Below are 14,745 nucleotides of genomic sequence, written 5' to 3'. Positions count from 1 at the left end.
AGGGGCTACATTATTTTTTAACAACAAACATCAGAGTTACAAGTGAACGAGCACATACGTTATGCAGTTTCCTTGAATAAATTTCACCTATCTCTTTTATCTGTTGACGGCCACTGAAAATCCCTCCGATAGTAAGTATCTTTTAATTTCTTTAAATCGTATTCCCATTCAAAAATGGCGTGCGAGTACTTCTTCGCTCCGCCTTTTTGGCGCTTTCTTGCTTTTACATTTGTTGCAATTACATTAGCTGCTTTTTCTTAGTCCAAGTTTTGGTAACGCCTCATTTTCCAATATTGTCCACCTTTTTGTTCGGTTACTATCCGTTATTTTATATCCTAACTTGTGAAGAGGGCTTTCTAGACCAAATCGATCTCCATCTGACTTATTGCCTGGTTTTAATGTTTCCAACGTATATGTACTAGGCCACTGAAAATCATGCTTTTTAGGTTCGGTTACAGGCGATATAATTTTAGGTACAGCCCCCCAATCATTAATTTGAAACTGGCACCCAGGTGCTTGTTTTTTTATTTGGGAAATATTACCCTCATTTGCACACACATATTTACATGTGGAGCAAGCGCATACGGATGTTTGTACATAGCTTTGAATCTTCCCATATTTAAAAGAAGCAAGCTCAGTGGTTTCTTTTGTCAACGTCCCTGAACAGCGATAGCAAGTTTCAGCGTCTTCAGGTTTTCTCCAAATGGCAGCCATTTTTCTGAACAAGATCCTTAGCCCACAGAAGAAAAGACACATTAAATCCCTTTGGAGACATTAACGTGACCTCATATAAAAGTTGACGGAGCTCGGCAATCCCTTGTGCTGGGTTCCAGTTTATTATCAAAACTTCGTCGCACAGGATGTGCACTCAGCTTAAACAAACAACGTGTTGTTGTAGGATTTCCCGCTATTTGCTATGATTTCCCGGATTCGGTCACGGACGAGTTTGTTGTAGGTTGGCATGTTTTAAGATTCCTTTCAAAAGCATATTCTTAGACTTAAAAGTAATATCCTCATACTAACTCTTCCGCTGTTACTTCCACTACAAGCATTTTAAATAATTCATATTTTCCTGACCCTACCGTTAGAAATGGAACCCAATTAATGACGTATTTTCCTGCAATAGAAATGGTTTCTTCTCTATTAGAAGTAGTCCCGGCAGATGCATGCTTCCAAACAAGCTCCCCATGAACGCTACGTTCTTGATAAATACGGAAATCTTCATCTACAGAAGCAACTCTCTTGCTTTTCTCCCAATAATTATGGTCATTAGTTATTAAAACAGCATATCCCTTAATCCCAGGCCTACTCCTTACTACTTTCTCTAATTTTTCAAGATCCTTTAGATAATCATAACGGGAAATATCTTGCGCACCTTGATTTTTAAGATTCACATCTTTGCCGTTATAATTAGTTTGAAGTAAAGCTGTTTTATAGCGAACTTCGATAGCAAGCTCTTCATTGTCTTTTTCTGCCCAAATATCTGCCTTATCTTGACCAAAATCCCTATTAGCTTGTGTCCAATAACCAGCAATTTTTAACTGTTCGATTAATTTATCACGGAGATCATTTTGGGATAAAGGGATATTATTAATAGAACCAATGTAGTGATGAAGTGCTAGAGCTTCTTTATTCAATAGGTTGTTAAAATGAACTTTAAGTTCTTCAGGGCTCTTTAAATAATTCGCTTTAGGATTATTAATACTTTCACGAGATGAGGAGGGTATCTTAGAGTCAATCTGAACTGATAATGCCATTATATTACCTTGTGATGTATCTCCTACATGACTATATGGACTCCAATTTAAGGAATACGACCCTACTATTTCAATTGAATCCTCTCTCCCCTTCATGGTTCCTTGTCCTGTAAGTTCACTCCATGATAGTGTGCCATTGATCTTTTTACCCTGATGGAGTCTAAACTCTCTATCGGCTGTAGCTTTTTCGAAAAGCGGTTCTACATAATAAGAGGCATCATTTGTAAGAAATATCAAATAACCCTCATCTATCAAACCTCTTTTATATAGTTGTTCCAAGCGTTGCAAATCTTTCAAAACATCATACCTACCAATGTCATGAGCGCCTTGATTTAATAGAGAGAATGTCTCCCCCTGGATCGAACACTCGATTGCTTTCATCTTATATTTTAATTCTATAGCAATTTTACGTTCATCCATTTCAGCCAAAATATCTAAATAGACTCTCTTATGATCAATATCAAACCTACGTTCTAGGCGAATTTTACAATCATAGAGTTCACGTAATCCCCAAGCTAACGCGTGCTGAAAATCTGCTTCATTATGAAAAATACTTCTTTTACTTGCGAGTGATTGCAAGACGTCTTGAATATTCATCTATTTTCCAACCTCCATTAACTCTTTCGAACTCCATTCAACAATTCATCCACCCACACGCCAATTGAATCATTTACGGCTCCAGGCGTAAGCCCAATAGCCCCCATTCTATACTTCTCATGGAATTCCTTAGAAAAATACCGTAATTCATCACTTTGCACTGGAGTTATGATAAATACCCGCTCCACAGCGCGCTCATCACTACTACGCAGCAATATCCCATCGCGATATTTATGCATCTCTCCAAGCGCAGTGCTCAGATTCGTCGGAACTCGATATTTCGGGTCCAATATATACAGCCGGTCACCTGCTTCAATCACAATGTCAGGCTTCATTTGCTGTGTGAACGTGTAGAAATGAGGTGAATTATATTGATACACACGTTGATAATATAAGCGCATGCCATTAGCTAGCTTGACTACACTTTCGTTATGTTCTGAAAAATTAAGAAACAGCCCATTCTGATCCATTTTAAATAATCCGGTACTATCTTGGAGCAATCCCTTCTCCCGAAAAACCTTCACTAACTGCATGTAGCACCATATTTCATAGAGCACAAATGTCTCTTTCAATGGATAATTGTATTGAAATCCTATCCGTTCATTCCCAAGCTTATTCAAACGATCAAACCATTGATAACACTGGCGGTACACGGGATGCTTACGAAAAATTTGAGTGATACGAATTGTACCTTGATAAGGCGTCACTTGTTTCAAAATAGGATCTCGTAACCAATACCCCACTTGATCAGCATAAACCTCAGCCTTTCGCGCGCGTTCATCGTGTTGAACTCTCGTGTATAGCTTTAGCAAATGCCTAAGTTCGATAAGCTGCTTTTTTATCACCTTATTCTCATAGGTATCGAAGCTATCCTCTCGAACTGTCCCTCTGACGATCTCTGGAACGACGTTACCAGACGGACTGCGACCGATATTCCTCTCCAACCATCCTATTGTTCGTGTATCCAACGTCTTTATGCGTTCCCGTCTTATCTCTAGTTCGGTGGCTAAAAGCATTCGAGTAGGCTGCTCGAGTAGGCGTTTTATAATACTTTTCAGTGTAGGTAACGAGGCTTCAAGATAACTCCACTGCGCCCAGGACAACTCACGGGATCGCTCATTCGCATCTATCCCAGTCGCAATCTCCGAATCCTCAAAACATAGCGCAGCCTCTTGCAAAATATCGCTCAACATGATGCTATACTGGTCCTGGGTCATTTTACGCGGATCGGGATAAATATACGATATGAATGTCTCACCATTGAGTTCTATCGTCGTCTGTCCACTATGGAAAGGTGTTGTCAACACTCCATATGCTTCACCGTTCATCTGTTTGTGCGGGAAGTGCTGCAAACCACAGAATCGAAACACAGGCGGAGCGCCATCAATCATCATAAATTTCCACTCATACGTGGTAGCCTCGATCAAATACGCCTCATCCACTGGCAACCAAGGCTCTCCGGATTGTCTCAGCAGGAAATTACCGCCAAAACTGAGTTGCGCCATATCTCGTTAGCTCCCTTTCCATACGCTCCATATGTCCAAAGCTTGTTGAATGTTCTCCAAGATGAGCTTTAAATTCATCTTTTAGTTTCTTTAGCAATTCACCAATCTGATCATCGCCTCTTAGCTTAGGCAGCACCTTCTCAGAAATTACTTTATCCAATAAAACGTGTCTAGGTGCCTGATGCTCAATATCGAGCTCCAGATGTCGACACATCTTTTGAATCATTTCATTCATCGTTCTGTATCCAAAATGCAAGTGATAAGGCGCTAAACAGCTATGCAGCTTTTTCAAAAAATCAAATTCCTCATGCAGTTCAGTCTTTACTTCTTCATTCATTCGATCCCAAAATGTTATCAGATCAACATCACTCAACGTCATGACAAAAGCACGATCCAACACTTTATCAGAGATACTATGCGTAGTTTCATCCACGTTTATGGTGCCAATGAGGTAGACATTAGGCGGAATGCTAATCTTAGCAGGAATACCCTCCAAATCCGTGCGATTATGCAGCGGAATTTCTTTATGCGATTCTACGCCGCTAAGGTAATCACTTAAATAGTACTCCACCCGTGCAAGGTTCATTTCATCTAAAACGATAAAATGCGGTTTCTCCCTTTCCTCATGGGCATGAAGGAGCACCTTCAAAAACTCCGGAGCGATATATTGTTTCTCGAAAGAACTGTAGTATCCGAACAACGCTGTCGAATCTGTCCAATCTGGACGAACAGGAATGATAGACAAGTACGGGTTCTGAGCCTCGTAGGCCAAACCATAGACTGCATTCGCGTATAACTTGGCGAGCTGCGTTTTGCCTGTTCCTGAAATACCGCTTAATATGACAAAGTGTTTGTCATCCAATACAGTTAAGTTGAGATGCAGATCTCTTATCAGATCCTTCTCAAATGTTAGTGAACAGTTTTGAATAGATTCATAGATGACCGAGAAATTGAAGTTACTATTGTACTCCTGAACAAAACCGTTACCGTACTCTACTGGTAATGTATCTTGCGGCTCATTATGGGTATCCAATAATTTCATTTTACTGCGGCCGCTAACATGGGCGAAAAGAATAGCCGCTTTCACTAAGTCCACTTTAACCTTTTCTACATCTTCTACAAACCCTTGTGCTTGGTTATCATATGTCGCCAAATAATACTCATTACCATTGCGCACATGAATGTCGTGCTGCTTTAGCAAATTCATAGCCTCTTGCTTTAAATCCTCATTGTTTTGATTATGCATACGGAAGGACTTGGAGATCCACCATTCCTTAGTTCCTTCCCCTAATAAAGTACGGATATTGGTAAATATATGGTTACCTTGTTCAACATCTACAGCAAGCATAGGATTAGGGGAGCCGAAACTTTCATGGTATTCCGAGTAGAAGAACGCTCCATGAACAATAGTCTGTCCCTCAAGCTTAAGTGTATAGGACTGTTTACGTACGCCCGATTTCTCTTTCTCCACATGCCCATATTGAATTTGGTAAGTCTGCCCTATTAAAGTCAGAGTGTGGGGTGTCTCCACCGAAGCAATCAAATCCATAATATGTCGGGATCTTGCACTTCTTATTTTATCCTCCAATATGTATGTGCGGATGGACTCTGTCTGTCCCCAGATTCTTCTTAATAAGCCCATGATCTCAGTAATTTCAACATCACCCTCGAGAGGCTTTGCGATTCCAAAATATATCCAAGGTCTGTTTCTAGGCTTAATCATATCTTTCAGGCGCTGTTCCAGAATAGAACGTTCAAACTCCTCTTTCGTAAAGGAGCTGGTTCTAGCAAAAATTCGAATAGACTCATCAAGTCCATCTAGTACTGATTTATCTGTGCGAACGAGTTCATTGGCTTGATAAAAGCTAAGCTCTGTATAAATAAAGAGTTGCTTCTCAACACCGTTAAACTCTAGCGTTAATAGATTAACATCGCTGCCTCCAATCTTCTGTTGAATTGATACATAATATCTTCTACCCGTATTCGTCTCGATCGTCGGCTCAGCATACTTCGGGTTTAAGGAGTCACCGTAAGTGGTCATTAATGTCTTTCCGTAAGTTGCAATCTTGTAATCTTGTCCAATTATCTCTTCAGCTAGATTTTTAAATTGGGCTTTCCAGAAACCATCCATGGTATCGTTAGCTTTCTTGCAACGTTCTGTCGTATTGTCGATATCGAATATTTGCTGGTATTCGGTTAGGTTAATCATATTAATGTTCCTCGATTCAATTTTGATAGGATAGGTTCAAGTAAAGTAAAGAAACTCTGATGCTCGTTGTCTTTTAAATATAAGAAAGTGTGTTGAAATCTAGAGTTAAATTCCGTGACCCAGAAATCATCCCCTGCTTTTTTAGAACTATAAATGATTGTTATTGATTGAAATCTGTTTAACTGGTTATTTTGAATATTTTCGATTCTGGCCATATCCTGTAGTAGTGTAGGAACTTTGATTCTACGCTTTTCTTCCTTATAGATAGCGAGGTTTTCTTGTTTTTCAAGAATATAACTTAGGTACTTTTCCATAAGAATTGGATTACTAAAGTCAGCCCCATCCAAATATGCCGGTGTGCGTGAACTCATTTTGACTGATATTCCAACTTTAATCTTACTATCTTCCAATATCGCAATATCTAAGTTCTGATTCCCGAATTCGGCAGGATATCTCTTCTCTGGCCTTAGAATGAGACTCCCAGATTGTATTTCGCTGATAATGTTATCGCCTTTCAAATTGAAATAATGATATATACATCGAAAGATGATTGCTTCAGCAATTCGTGGATTCTTTTTATATCTGGTATAAAATTCTTCTTGAAGCCTAATTATATCTCCACAAGTAATTTCCATATCTCTTAAAATATCATCATGTTCCAATATAAACTCATTAAAATCTAAGTTAGGCAAAATATCCTCCCCTTATCTTTAAATATGATTCATTTTTCGGGTCCACTGATCAAAATACGATCTATTTCGTTCAAACCATTCCTGACATACGTAATATTTTTTGTTTTGGGAATGAAATATTTCACTCCAATAACGAGGACGACCATTGACTAATCTTTGTTGTTCCAGTGCTTCAGAATAATTAATCTCTTTAAGAAATGGATAATTAATATCAAAAGTTACTTTGGAATAATCATAAGTGGTCAAACGATTTATTTCATCACTAATAATTTCGTTATTCGCCAAATATTCACGTATTGTAGATCTTACAAGTACCCCTATTTTCATTTCAGACTCTCCAACTTGACTATGTATCGGCAAGATAGATTGCTCTTGTTTAGGACTCTTTCTCTCGACAATGTTATTTCCTGTAAACATATTATATAACTGCAGACTCCGCATAAAAAGCTCAGAAGTATCCGCAATTGAAGATGAAGAAGAAATAACTGGATTAAGAATATGTAATTGGAACTCCTCATTGCAATACATTTTTATATTAAACTCATAGCCTCTTTGTAATAAGAATTGATTTATTTCTTCTAAAATTGGATTCAGCACTATTAGAGTTGCCTGGAGAATTTTAGGTGATGCAAAAATAATGTTTGCCCCGCGGATATTAAAAAATCCTAATATAACTAAAACAGTGCGAATTAACTTCTTTATTATCCGAGAAACTGTTTCATTTTTATCTCCGTAATTTAGTCCTGCTTCATGAAATGCAACATCAATGGCGTACAACTCCATCTTGTTCTCATTTCCCATCGAAATTCCAATAACATCGATTTCTGCTTGCTGAAGAAGCTGAGACAAGGAATTGTTTTTAAATATCTGATAACTATGTCTTTCATTGAAATAATTAGCAGCGGAAGTCATAAGCTCATCTAGTTCTACTTCATTATATAATTCCCAAGATGACATCGATGGCTTCCAGTTTAGTTGTACAAGTTGGCATCCTTTTACATGCCGTAGCCATGATAATAGTTTCTCCGATTTCTATTTTCAATGAATAATCCCCATTTCTAACTTTAACTTTTAAGATTGGTTCAATAATTAGTATACAGGAAAATTTGGACAGTGACCTGTCAGGGAATGTTCGTTCCTACTAATTCTATTATTCAACACACATTACTGATGTTTAATTGTACTAACAAAAAAAACCCGCTTGGAAAGCGGGGCAGATCATACAATAAAATCACTTTTTATCTACTTGAAGCAATGATACAGTCTTTACCGAATACGTATCTCTAATCTTTTCCTCCGAAATAACATTAAGTTTCAGCAAACTCGTAATCTTCGACGAGTCGGATTTGGATAGCATACGCCATACACCGGGGTCTGGAAGTGCATCATAAAGCTTATTATCGTCATATTCTTTTCTGTCTTGAAATACAATCTTCACCTTGTGACGTCCGATCTCTAGCTCAGTAACATCCTGCTCTGCTAAATAGGTCATAATATCATTACGCAACTCCGACAATTCCTGCTCTATCTCTTTTTGCTTTTGTTTAAGTTGATAGTATCTTTTCACTTTATTGTCCATTAGTCCACGCTCCTCTATGCTACATATATATGCTGAGAGAGTCATTTTAGGACAAGTTTACATGAATTAACTTACAATAAAATTGGTTTTATAATTTTTGAACATCCAAACTTTCAGGATTAATACAATATACTTGCACTTCCAGCTCATTCAAAAGCTTCTTTAGCGCTTTCCTTTCGCCGTTTTGAAGTTTTATCATCTCTTGATGCTGCTTTGATCCTTCAACAATCAAAATTGCTTTTTGTATACTCTTTGTGGTAACGTGTTCGAATTCATGAGAATAGCTTTCCAAAAACTTAGACTTCGACAACACTTGGTAATACGTTGCTATTTCAAGAATGCATCTTAATATGGTTTCTTTGTTTTCCTTAATTTTTAATTCGATAAGATAAATTTGATCATCTTTCATAGAGATTAAGTCGATCTTGCCTAAACCCTTATCTTGAATACTATTTCTAAGTGGAACCTGATAATCCAGGATCTTTCCAATATGCTCAAACTTTTTGCCGTTTTTGCTTAAATTAAAAAGGCTAATAGCAAACCTTTCTTCCCTTCGGTTGGAAGCTTTTTCAGAATGATTAGTAGTAACCAAACCATAGCGCGATCCTATCTGGTATCCTCTTTCTCTGACAACTTCAGGTATGCTATTCAGCCTATTCTTTATTTGTAGCCGTAATAATTCACAGGAAATTACCTCCGTAAATAATTCCTTTGTATCGCTGGTTTTACCAACGTAATTTAAGTGCCTACATTTATAAATTTGATTTATGTTATTAACCTGAAATCCAATTCCTCTAATTATCTCACTCTTTTGGTACATTTGGCTTTCCACTTGTTTGGAGTGACCTCTCTCCTGTGTGCGGATATATTGGATCATTTCGTCCAGTTGCACTAATAACTTCTGGGCTTTGCCTTGAATTGTTATATCAAATCGATTCGATTCTTTAGAATTTTCCATGTTTAGATATGCGATTTTCCCTGAAGTAAGTTGAGGTAACTGATTGGCTGGAGCAACTTGAAGACTAGTACCAATGACAATAACGAGCTCCGCGGCTTGAAACCACTCCATAGCTTGGGCCCATGCAATTTCAGAAAGTCTTTCACCGAAAAGGACAATGTTTGGTCTTAATTTCCCCTGACAGACCATGCAACTCTCTTTGGATAAGAATCTAGAGACTTCCGCCTCACGGCCACATTGATTGCATCTAATGGAGCGGAGATTTCCATGGAGTTCTGAAACATGTCTATTCCCTGCAGCCATATGAAATCCGTCAACATTTTGTGTTGCAATACCATGAAGTAAGCCTTCCTTTTCCCACTTGGCAAGAACTTGGTGACCAACATGGGGAGAATATTGTTCAACAGTCTCTATTCGGTACGTATAAAATTCTCTGAATAGCTCGTAGTTGTCCTCTAGTGTCTCTATGTTTGCAACCAGATGAGGATCGATTCTTCTCCACCAACCATCTTTGGATCGAAAATCTGGAAGTCCTGATTCCGTACTCATACCTGCCCCGCTAAGCACAACAGTATAGTTGGAAGTACACAGCATTTGAGCCAGTTCGAATAAAGGATTTTGCTCTAAACATAATCTCTGCCAACGATGAAGGTTTCTATTACTAACTGATACAGAATCCTCTATAACTTGTTTATAGATAAGCCATGCGAAATCAGAATGTACTTCCACTGGATACAGATTACTCCAATTCCGTCCCAATCTTTTTAAGGCTTCCTTTATGTCCGATTCAATTAGTTTAGATTTCTGATTCAACAAAGCTGGAAGATCGCTATCCTCATCATTAATTAAATCAGCCAGTGCGTGTTCCTGAGTTTCACGATAAAATGTCCATTTCTCATCATTAGTCCTCTCTCCCAAAAGTGTAAGACTCCCACCTTCTGCTCCAAGCTTTAGGATCGTCTCCATTCAAGCACCTCCGATATTAAATACATTTTAATGTAAATTATACCTCTTTACTTTGCCATCGGAGTGTCAGCGAATGTTCGTTCTGTTCATTATTCGGAACTTGCCATAATTATGTTTGCGGCCAAGATACCAAATATTATTATTTTTCTCGACCTGAAAAAAGCCCCAAGTATCATTTGATTGCTTGAGGCTTCATCATGAACTTCATCTCATATCATTGAAAGTTAACTTACACAGAAATTGGTATAACTATGCCCCTCTTTAGTTTTCTTCACTTCCAGAATAGCCGGTATAGCTTGCTTCAATTCCTGGACATGCGAGATAACTCCGATCATTCGACCAGATTGCTGCAAATCGATCAGTGTATCAATCGCTTTGTTTAACGATTCCTCATCGAGAGAACCAAAGCCTTCATCAATGAACATCGTCTCTAGCGAAATGCCGCCTTCATAGGATTGAATAACATCCGCCATCCCAAGCGCAAGACAGAGTGAGGCGTTAAATTTTTCACCGCCTGACAAGGTCTTTACGTCCCTCAATTGACCCGTATAATTGTCATAGACGTCAAATCCGAGACCGCTCTGCTTGCCGCGCTTCTCCAGACGTTCACTTCGAATCAGATAATATTGCCCGTTCGACATACGCTGCAGACGTTGATTCGCTGTGTGGATGATCTTTTCAAGAAATTCAATTTGCAAATATCTCTCAAAAGACATCTTTTTAACATTATCCCCTTTTACTACATCATACAAATCTTTGACAAGCTGAAACTGCCGCTCCGCTTCCTTGCAGCTTTCCTCAGCTTCAAGAATATTCGCTCTGCTTTCGTTTCCTTTATTAAAGTTATTCTGGACCTTGATACAAAGGTTTCGAATATTCTCAATCTGCAGCTCCAAGTCAATTAATTCTTGTTTCAGATTGGCTAGATCCCGACGTTCTTTACCATCCAGCTTCGCAGACAGCTCCTTGATTTGATGACTCAATGTTGCTAGGGAAGTATGATAATCTTCAATTTGTTTTTTCAGCGTTGCCCGTGCCGCCTCGTTCATCTTCGCCGTTTTATAGGCTTCTTCATTCTCAAATCCAGCTTGCTCCAATGCCTCGATAAAGTTTTGGCGTGCCTTCTCCTTGTTGTCCTGTGCCTCGTTTTTTTGACCCTGTGCATTGTCGCGGCCAGCCACTGCTTTAACGTATCTTTCGTTCCCGTCCTGATATTGCTTCTGTGCATTCTTCCAATCTCTATCCAATTGCTTCTTATGTTCTTCTATAGCTCCAATCTGTTGTTTCAACTTCTCAAGATCTCTTACATCTTCAGGAATAATCGATATCGATTGTTCGAAAAGTGCCGTCTCCGTTGCATAGGCCGTCTTCTTGCCGTTAAGTTGGCTAATCAATTCTTCCTTTTGATGACGATCCTTTTCCAGCTTCATTTCCAGCGATTCTAGCTCCTGCTTGATCTTTGTAAGCTTAGCATGATCATCCTTTAACTGCTTTACTTGTTCAGCTAACGCTTTTCCATTTTCCACCAACATTTGGTAAAGTTCTTGAATCCCTTCTAGTGAAAAACCCTGCTCAAGAACTTGTCGCTGCTTCTCCTTTATCTGTTGTCCTGTTGCTTCGAGCGTTGCCTTCGCTTGGTGATATTTCTTTTCTAGTGCGGACTTCTCTACTCTCAATCGGTCAATCTCTTCTTTTGATGGGATGTCATCTGTCATCGCTGCCTTCTTCGGATGATCGACACCTCCGCACACAGGGCAAGAATCACCATCGTGCAGATGACTAGCCAGTACACCGGCCTGCCCTTCAAACCAGCGATTCTCTAGTTGTGTATAAGACTTATCTCCTTTCTCGAATGCCTCTCTATGCTGTGTTTCTTCCAACTGTTCTTCTTCAGACTTTTTCACGAGGCTAAAATAATCTTGAAGTAGTACAACCTGTTGCCTTAGAAGGTTAAGCTTTTCTGTTAGATCCGCCAACTGGCCAACTTTCCCTTCCAGCTCCTTAACATGAGCCGCTTTCGACACACGTTCGGATTGCTTGCTAACGAGTTCCGCCTCAACATCCTGTAATTGCTTTGAAAAAGCCGCGACATCTGTCTCCAGTTCTTTCACCAACTTCTGCTTCCTATCCATGTCCATTACGGTCGGCAAAAAGCCTTGCAGCCGCTCTAAATCGCGCACCGTCTGCTCTCTTATCTCCGCTTTGCTTTCTTCTATCTCATAATGTACCTTAGCTTGATGCAAAGCCGTCTCTGCTTGCAGATATTCGGAAAGGGCTCCCTCAAGAATCTTCGTCTTACGAGTGAGCTCTTCCAACATCTCATTCTCATGTCGTTCGTAAACTTGGAGATGGACGGCTTGTTCAGCCAGAGTAAACTGCCTCGTTTTCTCCTTAAATTCCTGCTCTTGACTCACTAGCTGTTGTTGGATAGCAACTTTTTGGTCCAGGAGTTCAAATTGTTCATTCACACTGAGTGCCTGATGAAAAATCGCCGTTTTCTCTTGAAATTTCACCGTTTCAACTTGCTGTGAATCTCTTAATTGCTTGATTTGCTCACTATAATAGTCCAACTCTTTATCCAACGCCTCAAGGACTTGGTAAGTATTATAATGCTCCTGCCCAAAAACGTTATAAAGGTCAGAGCCTTCGCGCCCAGCTAAGGAGGACATGACATTATTAATATGTATGATCCGAACGCTCTCATGAGCCTCGCAGATCCGCTGTACTTGCTTCCGTGTTTCATTTAAGTGATCAGCCACAGTTTTATATAAACTAGTCTTAAAAATACGTCGAAGAATCTCCTCTTTGTTTTCCGTCTCAGAGGTCAACAACTTCCGAAATTCCCCTTGCGGCAGCATAACAATCTGGCTGAACTGCTCTTTCGTTAGACCGAGGATTTCCTGGAGCTTCTGATCAACCTGAGATACAATAAAACGGTCCGTTAGAGGCTTTTCCGCTCCATTAACCACTCCATACAGCTCATACCTATCACCAGATGCGCCTTTGTTACCCGCCTTAATATGCGCCAACTGCCTGAAGACACGGTATACGCGACCTTTCAACTCGAATTCAAAATCTACCGAAGTGTATATATGATCATCTGCAAAATGACTGCGGAGCATCTTGCTATCATTGCGGTCTTCCCCGCTTGCTTCACCATACAAAGCAAAACAAATAGCGTCAAAAATAGAAGTCTTCCCAGCTCCAGTATTTCCTGACACGACAAACAATCGGTTGCCCTTTAGCTCGGAGAAATCAATGACTTCTTGATCCTTATACGGCCCGAATGCCGTCATCGTTAGCTTCAACGGTCTCATGGCGCTCACCTTCTTCCTTACTGATATCCTGCAGTGTTTCAATAAACAACTTTTCTGTTTCCTGCGAAAGCTCCGTCCCTCTCACTTCTTTATAAAATGCTTTAAACAACGAAAGATCGTCCATCTTAGCCCGCCCGTCGATCGCGATAGATTCACCCGTCAATATAGAAATTGCCGACTTCCGTTCAACGTGCATCGCATTCGGATAAACCGAGCGAACCCGTTCCATTGGTGACAGCACTGGTGCTTCATCAAGCAAGCGAACAAACACGTAGTCTTCGTTAATCGAATGCCGCTCAATGTCAGCCATAAGTCCTTCCACGGTCCGCATGTCACGTCTTGGGGTCAAATCTCTTTTCTCGATTGCGACGTTACCATGTTGATCTAACTCCACAACTAAATAGCCTTTTTTATGATGCTCCTCCGAATTGGAATATTTGAGCGGCGAGCCCGAATATCTAACCGCCTCTTTTCCAACATGGTGTGCCTGATGTAAATGTCCGAGAGCCGTATAGGCGAATCCGTCAAATAGTTTGGCGCTTACATGCTCAGCCCCGCCTATAGATAGTGGACGTTCCGAGTCACTAGTATTGTCCTGTGCTTCTCCCCCAGGTGTGACAAAAGCATGGCCAACAACCACGTGTCGTGCATTAGGGTCCATGGTTGCTTTAATAGTTTCTGTTATTTTCATCATGGCGTCATTATGCGTTTTAATCTCGTCATCATTAAGCAAATGTCGTACCTTGCCCGGTTCGGCATAAGGAATCAGATGGAAATAAACTTCACCGTGCTCATCATGTAAAACCACCGGTTCCAATGGATATGTAAGTTCACCTGCAATATGTAACCCGGCAGCTTTCATGATGCTGCTGGCGAAGTCAAGTCGGCTCGGACTATCATGATTACCCACAATTGCTAGCACAGGAATTTGTAGTTTAAGTACAATTGTTTCTAGTACGTTATCAAGCAATTGCACCGCTTCGGTCGGCGGAACCGCACGGTCGTATAGATCGCCGGCAATAATGACGGCATCCGGTCTCTCCGATTCTATGTCTTTAATGAATTGATCGAGAACGTATTTCTGGTCTTCTGTCATGTAGACGCCCTGAACTAATTTCCCAAGGTGCCAATCTGCTGTGTGGAACAATTTCATTTTTTCATCAAT

Annotated in this window: 10 protein-coding genes; all 10 read right to left on the bottom strand. The window is 40.0% G+C overall.

The annotated features are described in order from the left end of the window. Positions 1-243: 243 nt before the first annotated feature. The 10 genes from BLT91_RS25220 to BLT91_RS25175 all read right to left on the bottom strand — a co-directional run bounded on the left by BLT91_RS25220 (position 244) and on the right by BLT91_RS25175 (position 14,733). Positions 244-714, bottom strand: coding sequence for a hypothetical protein (locus BLT91_RS25220; protein ID WP_090826295.1), 471 nt, complete (start codon positions 712-714; stop codon positions 244-246). Between the two features lie 299 nt (positions 715-1,013). After that, positions 1,014-2,354: a hypothetical protein gene (locus BLT91_RS25215; RefSeq protein ID WP_090826292.1), complete on the bottom strand. Its 1,341-nt coding sequence runs from the start codon at positions 2,352-2,354 to the stop codon at positions 1,014-1,016. Positions 2,355-2,371: 17 nt separating this feature from the next. Beyond that, positions 2,372-3,859 (bottom strand): DUF2357 domain-containing protein, encoded by a 1,488-nt coding sequence (locus tag BLT91_RS25210; RefSeq protein ID WP_090826289.1) that lies wholly within the window; start codon positions 3,857-3,859, stop codon positions 2,372-2,374. Further along, positions 3,834-6,068, bottom strand: a complete 2,235-nt coding sequence (locus tag BLT91_RS25205; protein ID WP_090826286.1) for an McrB family protein — start codon at positions 6,066-6,068, stop codon at positions 3,834-3,836. The genes BLT91_RS25210 and BLT91_RS25205 overlap by 26 nt, the downstream gene beginning before the upstream one ends. Further along, positions 6,065-6,760, bottom strand: a complete 696-nt coding sequence (locus tag BLT91_RS25200) for a hypothetical protein (protein ID WP_090826283.1) — start codon at positions 6,758-6,760, stop codon at positions 6,065-6,067. Before BLT91_RS25200 ends, BLT91_RS25205 begins: the two co-directional genes overlap by 4 nt. An 18-nt stretch (positions 6,761-6,778) precedes the next feature. Continuing rightward, on the bottom strand, positions 6,779-7,717 hold the full coding sequence (locus tag BLT91_RS25195; RefSeq protein WP_090826280.1) for a hypothetical protein: 939 nt from the start codon (positions 7,715-7,717) through the stop codon (positions 6,779-6,781). A 274-nt stretch (positions 7,718-7,991) separates the two neighbouring features. Further along, positions 7,992-8,339, bottom strand: a complete 348-nt coding sequence (locus tag BLT91_RS25190; protein WP_090826277.1) for a hypothetical protein — start codon at positions 8,337-8,339, stop codon at positions 7,992-7,994. 88 nt (positions 8,340-8,427) lie between these two features. Beyond that, complete coding sequence (locus BLT91_RS25185) at positions 8,428-10,263, bottom strand: SIR2 family NAD-dependent protein deacylase (RefSeq protein ID WP_254777138.1); 1,836 nt, start codon at positions 10,261-10,263, stop codon at positions 8,428-8,430. A 224-nt stretch (positions 10,264-10,487) separates the two neighbouring features. Further along, positions 10,488-13,580 (bottom strand): AAA family ATPase, encoded by a 3,093-nt coding sequence (locus tag BLT91_RS25180; protein ID WP_090826274.1) that lies wholly within the window; start codon positions 13,578-13,580, stop codon positions 10,488-10,490. Further along, a complete protein-coding gene (locus tag BLT91_RS25175) occupies positions 13,537-14,733 on the bottom strand; it encodes an exonuclease SbcCD subunit D (RefSeq protein ID WP_090826271.1) in 1,197 nt (398 codons plus the stop codon). The genes BLT91_RS25180 and BLT91_RS25175 overlap by 44 nt, the downstream gene beginning before the upstream one ends. Positions 14,734-14,745: the final 12 nt, after the last annotated feature.

Origin of the sequence: Paenibacillus sp. yr247 (assembly GCF_900103825.1) — a bacterium.
Classification (GTDB): Bacteria; Bacillota; Bacilli; order Paenibacillales; family NBRC-103111; genus Paenibacillus_E.
The sequence above is the reverse complement of the archived record's forward strand: the minus strand, read 5'-3'. Positions and strand labels throughout refer to the sequence as shown.

Excerpts from the sequence above, each read along its gene's own strand:
- BLT91_RS25220 (WP_090826295.1), bottom strand. The coding sequence starts at position 714 with ATGGCTGCCATTTGGAGAAAACCTGAAGACGCTGAAACTTGCTATCGC.
- BLT91_RS25215 (WP_090826292.1), bottom strand. The coding sequence starts at position 2,354 with ATGAATATTCAAGACGTCTTGCAATCACTCGCAAGTAAAAGAAGTATT.
- BLT91_RS25210 (WP_090826289.1), bottom strand. The coding sequence starts at position 3,859 with ATGGCGCAACTCAGTTTTGGCGGTAATTTCCTGCTGAGACAATCCGGA.
- BLT91_RS25205 (WP_090826286.1), bottom strand. The coding sequence starts at position 6,068 with ATGATTAACCTAACCGAATACCAGCAAATATTCGATATCGACAATACG.
- BLT91_RS25195 (WP_090826280.1), bottom strand. The coding sequence starts at position 7,717 with ATGTCATCTTGGGAATTATATAATGAAGTAGAACTAGATGAGCTTATG.
- BLT91_RS25190 (WP_090826277.1), bottom strand. The coding sequence starts at position 8,339 with ATGGACAATAAAGTGAAAAGATACTATCAACTTAAACAAAAGCAAAAA.
- BLT91_RS25185 (WP_254777138.1), bottom strand. The coding sequence starts at position 10,263 with ATGGAGACGATCCTAAAGCTTGGAGCAGAAGGTGGGAGTCTTACACTT.
- BLT91_RS25180 (WP_090826274.1), bottom strand. The coding sequence starts at position 13,580 with ATGAGACCGTTGAAGCTAACGATGACGGCATTCGGGCCGTATAAGGAT.
- BLT91_RS25175 (WP_090826271.1), bottom strand. The coding sequence starts at position 14,733 with ATGAAATTGTTCCACACAGCAGATTGGCACCTTGGGAAATTAGTTCAG.